The organism is Actinosynnema sp. NPDC002837 (assembly GCF_040295345.1).
Lineage (GTDB): Bacteria > Actinomycetota > Actinomycetes > Mycobacteriales > Pseudonocardiaceae > Actinosynnema.
Genome location: NZ_JBEOVG010000218.1, coordinates 1 through 1299, shown reverse-complemented (window position 1 = coordinate 1299; position 1299 = coordinate 1). Strand labels below are relative to the sequence as shown.

1 protein-coding gene is annotated in these 1299 nt (G+C 68.6%); it reads right to left on the bottom strand.

What is annotated here, in order from left to right:
• Positions 1–42: 42 nt before the first annotated feature.
• Complete coding sequence (locus ABTZ99_RS44995; RefSeq protein WP_498786930.1) at positions 43–1173, bottom strand: IS30 family transposase; 1131 nt, start codon at positions 1171–1173, stop codon at positions 43–45.
• Between the last annotated feature and the right edge of the window lie 126 nt (positions 1174–1299).

Here is a 1299-nt window from a genome sequence, read left to right as displayed (position 1 = left end):
GGCGGATTCCAGGGGTCGTCGCAACACAACTGATCAACTGGCTTAGGTCAGGAGCTTAGCCAAACGCTCGGCTGGGGTGTCCCAGCCGAGCGTTTTGCGTGGGCGGCCGTTGAGTTCGGCGGCGACGGCGGCCAGATCCTCGGCGCTGTGGACGGCCAGGTCGGTGCTCTTGGGGAAATACTGGCGCAGCAGGCCGTTGGTGTTTTCGTTGCTGCCGCGTTGCCAGGGGCTGGCCGGGTCGCAGAAGTAGACCGGGATGTCGGTGGCCACGCTGAACTCGTGGTGCCGCGCCATCTCCGAGCCCTGGTCCCAGGTCAGCGACCGGGTGAGGTGGGCGGGCAGGGCCTGGACGGTGATGGTCAGGGCGTCGCGGACGTGTTCGGCGGTGCGGCCGTGGGGCAGGTGCAACAGCATCACGTAGCGGGTCGCCCGTTCCACCAGCGTGCCGATGGCGGAGGCGTTGTCCTTGCCCAGGATCAGGTCGCCTTCCCAGTGGCCGGGCACCGCCCGGTCCTCGACCTCGGCCGGCCGGTCGCTGATCATCACCATCGGGTGGACGAACCGCGGCTGCCGCCGCTGCGCCTGACGGCGGGGTTTGCGCACGGTGCGGCCGGTCCGCAACGCCCGCACGAGTTCACGGCGCAACTCACCGCGTCCTTGCAGGTAGAGAGCCTGGTAGATCGTCTCGTGGGTCACGTGCCACTCCGGCCGGTCGGGGAAGTCCCGCCGCAGCACCGCGACGATCTGCTCGGGACTGTGCTTCCTGACCAGATGGTCCTGCACGATCCGATGCAGCTCCGGATCGGCCGCGAGTTTCCGCGTCTTCGGACGCGGACGACGCGCGTCGGCGCGGACCTGGGCGGCGTGCGGCCGGTAGTCCCCGGACACCGGATGGGAGTTGCGGTCCAACTCCCGTTTGACCGTCGAGGGTGACCGGCCCAACTCGGCGGCGATAGCCCGGATCGACGCCCTCGCCCGTCGCCGGTCGGCGATCACGATCCGCTCGTCCTCGTTGAGATACCGCCCCGACACCGACGGGGACGCCGCCGAGGTGATCGGCGACGCCCCCGTCTCACGGCCTGTTGGATTACGCCCGTTGCGCCAACGCTTCCCGGTCCGGATGTTGATACCGACGATCCTGCACGCTTCCCGGTTGCCGACGCCCTGACGCATGAGCGCAAGGTAAGCCTCGCGCTCACGCGTCAGACGCCGACCGCCCAGGTTGACCGACCGATCCCGGATCTCGAAATCCACCACAACTCCCCAACTGGGGTGTTGCGACGACCACTAGAACCCAAG